We start from the raw sequence: 7,551 nt of genomic DNA on the forward strand, positions 1-7,551 counted from the left end.
CTCTTATTCTTGTCTGCTTAATAATCGTGAAAATCCTTCTCTTGGCTGAAACACTGTTCCACCCGAATTAGGAGCTTTTGCACCAGACCAGTAGTCCGCTGTGGGGCATTGACCCTCAGCAAAGAGAGCCATGTTGCCTTCAGCAACACTATCTGTCTTCAGGCAGTTTGCAGCACTTGGCCAAGTCGGCATACGTTTCTGAATCAGCCGAAGTCTCATTGGCCTGGTAGCCCAGTTTGGCGATAGCTTTCTCGATTCCCGCCAGGTTTATCAAGCCAGCTTCATAAATCACGGCAGCATTTTTCTCATCAACGTCAACATCAATGGATACCACACCGTTTACCTTGGATAATCCGGTCTCGATAGCCCTTTCACACATGCCACATTGCATGGTAGGTAAGTCCACCATAGCACTCTTTGACCCTTTTATCACTGCAGCCTGATCCTCAGCGTCCGTCTTGCTGCAGGAAATTACCAGCAACAGCGACAGTCCTATGGTCAGCAACTTGATTAGTTTCATGGTTTCTCCTTTCACCTTAGTTTTAACTTAGTGTTTACTTTCTTTTTTTACCAAAGCTCGCTTCATTCGATCTCAACATCCGCCTCTCCGCCAACATGGCATAAAGCAGCGGTACCACAAACGTCGTCAGAATAGCAAACACCATTCCGCCAAATGACGGAATGGCCATGGGTACCATCACGTCTGCACCTCGCCCCGTGGAAGTGAGTATCGGTATCAGCGCCAGGATGGTAGTCCCAGCTGTCATCATGGCGGGCCGAATCCGGCGGGTACCTGCCTCAGCAGCGGCATTTCGAATCTCCGTAATGGACTTTGGTTTCATCCGGGCAAAACTCTGTTCCAGGTAAGTACTGATGATGACGCCGTTATCACTGGCAATTCCGAATAGAGCCAGAAATCCGACCCACACCGCCACACTTAAGTTCACTGGATGCATCTGGAAAAGCTCCCGCATGTTCATCCCCACAATGTTGAAGTTCATAAACCACCCCTGTCCATAGAGCCAGATCATCAGGAAGCCACCGGCCCAAGCGACGAAAATACCGGAAAAAACAATTATAGATGTGGATAGTCGCCGGAACTGGAAGTAGAGAATCAGCAATATGACGAACAGTGCCAGCGGCAGGATCACGCGCAGTTTCTCGGTTGCCCTGATCTGGTTCTCATAGCTCCCTGCAAAAGCATAACTTACGCCAGCTGGCACCATCAACTCTCCAGAGGAAACCTTATCTTCCAGATAGCTCTGCGCCTGCTCTACTACATCCACCTCTGCCCAGCCGTCATTCTTGTCGAACAGGACGTAGCCCACCAGAAACGTATCCTCACTCTTGATGACCTGTGGCCCGCGGATATAGTGGATGTCAGCCATCTGCTGTATTGGAATCTGTGTCCCGTCTGGCGCAGGTACCAGGATAGTAGTGAGGGACTCAATATCTCCCCTAAGCTCCCTCATGTACCGTACCCGCACCGGGTACCGCTCCCGGCCTTCCACCGTGGAGGTAATTCGCTTGCCACCGATGGCGACTTCAATAACGTCCTGCACCTGCCGCAGCGAGATACCGTAGCGAGCAATAGACTCTCGGCTAATATTAATCTCTAGGTACGGCTTGCCTACGATGCGGTCGGCGAACACTGCAGCAGCTTTCACTGACGGCACGTTCTTCAGGTGCTTCTCCAAATCCAAACCAAACTTTTCGATAGTTTCCAGATTTGGGCCTTTTACCTTAATTCCCATTGGGGCTCTCATACCACTTTGGAGCATGACAATCCGGGCTGATATAGGCTGCAGTCTCGGAGCAGAAGTGGTACCGGGAATCTGAGCTACTTTCACCAGTTCGTCCCAGATATCAGCTGCTGTCCGGATATGATCTCGCCACTGGCGGAACGGTTTGCCTCGTGAATCCGGAACTAGGTTTCCATCCCCATCGTTAACAAACTCACCATTGTCATCAATCTTGAACCGGAGGTGGTTCCCGTCCTTATCAGTAATGTACTCGGACTTGTAGCTAACCACGGTTTCAATCATGGAGATGGGGGCCGGATCCAGTGGTGTTTCTGCTCTCCCCGCTTTGCCAACTACCAGCTCTACTTCCGGTACTGAGTAAAGCGCCTTGTCAATTTTCTGCAGCACATCTATGGACTCTTCCATCCCGGCGTGGGGCATAGTTGTAGGCATGTAGAGATACGACCCTTCATCCAGAGGTGGCATGAACTCTTTCCCCAATCCCGGGAATAGATGAGTCACCGCAGCAAACGGTCTCGACTGAGTCACAAACTCCGGCAAGAATCCGAAGATATTGCCAAAACCCATCCAAGCGAAGAGTCCCAAGATCAACAGTACTCCCGGCACAGAAAGTGTCGCTGCCTTATGATCCAGTGACCACCGCAGGAGCCGTGGATAAACTCGAGTAAACCCCACTAATAATCCCATAACAACCGCCACAACTAGAGCCACGAAAAATGCGTTTAGAAAGAAGCTGCGTCCCACACCCAGCGGAGCCCAAGTGGAGGCGAGAATTAGCACCACCAGAAGAATCACAACCCAGTTTACTGCCTTTGCCAAATTTCCTTTTAACAGTTTGTCAAGCTCTGAGCGGAAGAAGTGATAGCCTCCAATTGCCGCAATCATAAGACCAATCCACCAGATCCAAGAAACGGCTACAATCACACCGAGACCTACAAGCGTCCAGTTAAGTATGGACTTCAGCCGCTTCCCTTGCACCTTGCCGGAAAAGAGCACATGAGCCATCGGCGGCAGGATAGTGAGAGCCACTATCACCGATGCTATGAGTGCGAAAGTTTTGGTATATGCCAGTGGCACAAATAATTTCCCTTCTGCTGCCTGCATGGTGAAAACCGGTAGGAAGCTAACCACAGTTGTGGAAACAGCCGTCACCACAGCGCCGCCCACTTCAGAAGTTGCCCGAAGTAAGACTTCCCTGATGTTCTCGTCTTCTCCAGCTTCATCCAGATGCTTCAGTATGTTCTCAGTTACTACAATGCCCATATCCACGATGGTACCGATGGCAATGGCAATTCCCGATAAAGCCACGATATTAGCATCCACACCAAATTGTTTCATGCCGATGAAAACAATTAGAATAGTGAGGGGAAGCAAACTTGTAATCATAAGCGATGAGCGGAAATGCATCAGCATGATGAGTACTACAACGATGGTGATGAGAATTTCATCCCTGAGGGCGTGGTTCAGGGTCCCCAGCGTCTCATAGATCAGTCCGGTACGATCATAAAAAGGAACGATGGATACTTGTGACACTGTCCCGTCCGCCAAGGTCTTCTTCGGCAACCCGGGACTGATTTCCCGGATTTTCTCTTTCACATGCTTGATGGTCGCCAGCGGATTTTCTCCAAAGCGTGTTACCACCACACCTCCTACTACTTCGGCACCGCCCTTATCGAGGATACCTCGCCGGAGAGCCGGACCCAGGGTCACATGGGCAACATCTTTCACGTAGATGGGGACATTCTCCGACACCTTCACGACTATCTCCTCCACGTCCTCCAGACTACGAATGAATCCCAGTCCGCGAACGATATACTCTACGCGATTCACCTCGATGGTCCGGGCACCAACATCAACATTCGAAGCTCGGACAGCCTGGAAGATATCGGTTAGACGTACTTTATGTTCACGCATGGCGGCAGGGTCTACGTCAATCTGGTACTCCTTCACGTAGCCGCCTACGGAAGCCGCTTCCGCTACTCCTTCTGCCGACAGCAACGCATAGCGGACGTACCAATCCTGCAGCGACCGGAGTTCGTCCAAGTCCCACCCACCGGTGGGATTACCATTTTCATCGCGTCCTTCCAGCGTATACCAGAAGACTTGTCCGAGAGCTGTGGCGTCTGGCCCAAGTGCAGGCTGTACTCCGTCTGGTAGAGTCCCTGATGGTAGTGAGTTGAGCTTCTCAAGAATGCGACTCCGGCTCCAGTAGAACTCGGCTTCTTCATTGAATATTACATAGATAGTTGAGAAACCGAACATAGAATAAGAACGGACTGTCTTTACTTCAGGGACGCCCAAAAGTGCCACGGTAAGAGGATAGGTTATTTGGTCCTCCACGTCCTGCGGTGACCGTCCCATCCATTGAGTAAAGACAATCTGCTGGTTTTCGCCGATGTCCGGAATGGCATCAACTGGGACGGGATCCCGCGGCAATCCGGGAATATCCCAATCGAAAGGTGCAACCATAATCCCCCACGCCACAACAACGAGGAAAAGCAGCGCCACGATGAGCTTATTCTCGAGGCAATAGCGTATTAGTTTATCAAGCAAACTTGGCCGGTCACTCATGATCACCTCCGCCACCGTGGTCGTGCTTCGGTGCAGCCCCGCCTTCTGGACTCATCATGCTGGGCTTAGCTGAAATCTGCATGGCGCTGTCAATCTTGAAGTTCCCTTTTACCACAACTTCCTCACCTTCATGAAGTCCCTTCAGCACGACGTACTCGTCTCCGGCACGAGGTCCAAGTACAACTTCACGGCCTTCAAATGCTGGCTCCTCTGTTGAAGCAACTTTAACGTAGACGATTGCCCGTTTCCCTGTCAACAGTACAGCAGAAGCTGGTACCAGAAGACTCTGATCGTGGGCATCCGACACGTTGACAATCCCCATCTCCTCCGCCTTGACGAGGTTCATGCCACAGACATCGCACCGTCCCGCCTGTTCCTTCACTACTTCGGGATGCATGGGGCAGACCCACTTCCCGGCGAGATCGGAATTAATAGCATGACCGTGAACATCGAGGCTCGACGCTACCACAGCCCTAACGAACATACCGGGCTTCAGCTTACCGTCGGTATTAGGCATGTTCACGCGTACCTTCACAGTACGAGTCTTTTCGTTCAGAACTGGCTCGATGAAAGCGATCCGACCGATGAATATCTCTCCCGGTAATGCCTCCACCGACATGGTCACTTCCTGCCCGTAGCCCAACCGGTTCAGATCCGATTCATAAGCATCTAGCACAACCCAGACGCGGCTTAAATCTGCGATAGTATAAATCTTCGACCCGGTGGAGACATACATTCCTTCTACAGCATTCTTGTGGATGACAACACCCGACTGTGGGCTGTAAATAGTTACACGATCAGAGGCTGTCCCGCGCTCTTCGATCTCTTTGATCTGATCGACAGTAAGTCCCAGCAGCCGCAGTTTCTCTTTGGTCGCTTCTAGAACTGTGTGAGATGTCCGGGCTGCTACGCCCCCTTCCTGCCCTCGAGCATGCCGTCGTGCCTGCAGCAGTTCCTCCTGTGCAGAAAAGAGCTCAGGGCTGTACAACTCCACTAAGTGATCTCCCTTGCGAACGGTAATACCGGTGTAGTCCACGAAAAGCCGCTCAAGCCGCCCAGGAACCCATGAAGTTATATTTGCCAGACGAGTCTCATCGTACTCCACCTTGCCGGATAGACGAACCTCAACATGAGCCACTCCCCTGCGAACGGGTACGGTCTGCACTTCGGCCAGAGCCACAGCTGACTCAGACATCTTGAGCTGTCGCGGACCCCCTCCCATTAATGACGATGTCACTGGAATCAAGTCCATGAAGCAGATAGGGCACTGACCCGGCTCAGGTAATTTTACATCGGGGTGCATGGAGCAGGTCCACCACTCGACTGCAGCTGCTTCATTATGATCTTGGACAGCTGGTTCTTGACTCACACCATTCCCTCCGCCACGCACAAGAAAACCCAATACTAGTCCAAACAGGAACAGACCCCAAACCCAGGATTGAACTCCTTTCAATCTGGCCTTAAAAACGTTTAATTGATTCTCTTTAGATTTCTTCTTTTTACTCATAATTCTCTCCCTGCCAGCTTTTCCAATCTGGCGATACTTTTCTTGTAGTGTACCAGGGCATTTTCGTATGCCAAGGTGAACTGCAAATGACGACGCTGTGCATCTACAAGCGTCAAAAAATCGACGTGATCGCTAACATAAGCCTTCTCAGAAGCTCCCAGTGATTCCAGACTTTTAGGAATCAGGCTCTCCCGATAAAGCAATACCTTCCTTCGGGCATCTTCCAGATCGTACCACGCCTTCTCTACTTCAGTATTCAACTTGTTTTCTGTATCACTGAGCTTATATTCAGCAGAAGCTCTCTCATTCCTCGCTGTAGCCACTGCCGCCCGGTTCTTCCCCCACCATAGGGGGACACTTAGCGAAACGGAAACCATGAGTGGATCCTTACCACTGTCGGTCACAGGATCCCCTTCTGCAGAATATCCCTCGCCGGTCCCAACGTAACTGAATCCAACTCCAAAGTCGGGAAACCAGTTTAGTTTAGCCCGCTTGACACCCAACTTACGACCAATGAGATCGAACCGGTGCCTTTCCAGACCAGGATTTCCGGTGGAAGCTGCCTTGAAGACCTCATCCTTCGGAACAGTGAACTCGAGGAATTCCAATGACTCTGGCAGATGAATTTCTTCCACGGTATTATCATTCAGAATAGCCCTAAACTCTGTTAAAAATGGGTTCCACTTCGCTTCCAGTGCATCCAAATCATCTCTCGCTTTGATGAGTTCAATCTGGGTTTTGATCAGGTCCGGGTGGTCTGCAGCGGCGGTTGTATACTTCGTCAGGATAACGTATTCCCAGTTCATCACCAGATCAATATTCTGTTGAGTGATGGTTACAGCCCGGCTCAGGTAATAAGCGTCGTAGTAAACCTGTCTTACATTCCAGAGTACGTCATTGACTTCCGCTTGTAGAACCTGGTACTGACTCTCTGCCCGCTGGGTTTGGATGTCGCCACTTAACTTCAGCTTCCCGAACCACGGCAGCATCTGCATGATGCTAGCACGCCACTCCTGAGGACCTACTTTCGTTTCGACACTCTCCAAAAAGTAACCATAACTCAGTTGTGGATTGGGGAGTCCCCGGGCAACGGCGATTCTTTCAACAGCTGCCTGCCACTTGGCAAAGGCAGATCTTACGGCAGAATTGTTCGCCAATGCATATCGTTCGTAATCAGCCAAAGAGGGCTCTGCTGGCAGGACGTAGACTGTATCCTCAATGAAGTTTGGAGGATTCAGCTGATCTGCTGCTAAAAAATCTAGACCAAGCAGCAGAACTGTTCCAACCGCAATCGCGACGGTATTGCTTATTATAGAATTGTTGTTTCGCTTCAAGACATTTCTCCTCTAATTCTCAGTTTCTTTCCCGTACAACGGGAAAAGCATAAACCACACCCGTTAATTAAGGAGTGGATTCATCAGAACCGGCGTTAAATATACCGGCAGGGAGAAATGTCTAAATTAGGAGAGGGAAGAGAAAGGAGGGTGGTGGTTCTGCCTCTGGCACTTGCACGGGGTACATTCCGTACACCGCTGCAACAACAGGTACCCGGTGTACCACAGACATCCCAACCTGAGACAAATCTTTCTGGAGTTGAAATTTCAAAGGTGGTGCTGAAATCATAGGTACGAATACCGTTGTTTCACATTGTATCATGGAAACGGGGCATGCCGGTTTCTCAATCTCACAGCATGAAATCTCAGTTTGGCA

General features: G+C 50.6%; 5 protein-coding genes. 1 reads left to right on the top strand and 4 read right to left on the bottom strand.

Annotated elements, in window-relative coordinates:
• Positions 1-148: 148 nt before the first annotated feature.
• The 4 genes from QF669_09520 to QF669_09535 all read right to left on the bottom strand — a co-directional run bounded on the left by QF669_09520 (position 149) and on the right by QF669_09535 (position 7,175).
• On the bottom strand, positions 149-520 hold the full coding sequence (locus QF669_09520; GenBank protein ID MDP6457668.1) for a heavy metal-associated domain-containing protein: 372 nt from the start codon (positions 518-520) through the stop codon (positions 149-151).
• Positions 521-554: 34 nt separating this feature from the next.
• Positions 555-4,334 carry an efflux RND transporter permease subunit gene (locus tag QF669_09525; protein ID MDP6457669.1) on the bottom strand — a complete coding sequence of 1,260 codons (3,780 nt, stop codon included), beginning with the start codon at positions 4,332-4,334 and terminating at the stop codon, positions 555-557.
• On the bottom strand, positions 4,327-5,703 hold the full coding sequence (locus tag QF669_09530) for an efflux RND transporter periplasmic adaptor subunit (protein MDP6457670.1): 1,377 nt from the start codon (positions 5,701-5,703) through the stop codon (positions 4,327-4,329). Before QF669_09530 ends, QF669_09525 begins: the two co-directional genes overlap by 8 nt.
• Before the next feature lie 134 nt (positions 5,704-5,837).
• The gene (locus QF669_09535; protein ID MDP6457671.1) at positions 5,838-7,175 is read right to left on the bottom strand and encodes a TolC family protein; all 1,338 of its coding nucleotides are present in this window, start codon (positions 7,173-7,175) and stop codon (positions 5,838-5,840) included.
• Positions 7,176-7,292: 117 nt separating this feature from the next.
• Here QF669_09535 and QF669_09540 point away from each other — a divergent pair, with 117 nt between their 5' ends.
• Complete coding sequence (locus tag QF669_09540) at positions 7,293-7,466, top strand: hypothetical protein (GenBank protein ID MDP6457672.1); 174 nt, start codon at positions 7,293-7,295, stop codon at positions 7,464-7,466.
• Positions 7,467-7,551 lie beyond the last annotated feature (85 nt).

It is taken from the genome of Candidatus Neomarinimicrobiota bacterium, from assembly GCA_030743815.1.
Taxonomy (GTDB): Bacteria; Fidelibacterota; Marinisomatia; order Marinisomatales; family S15-B10; genus UBA2146.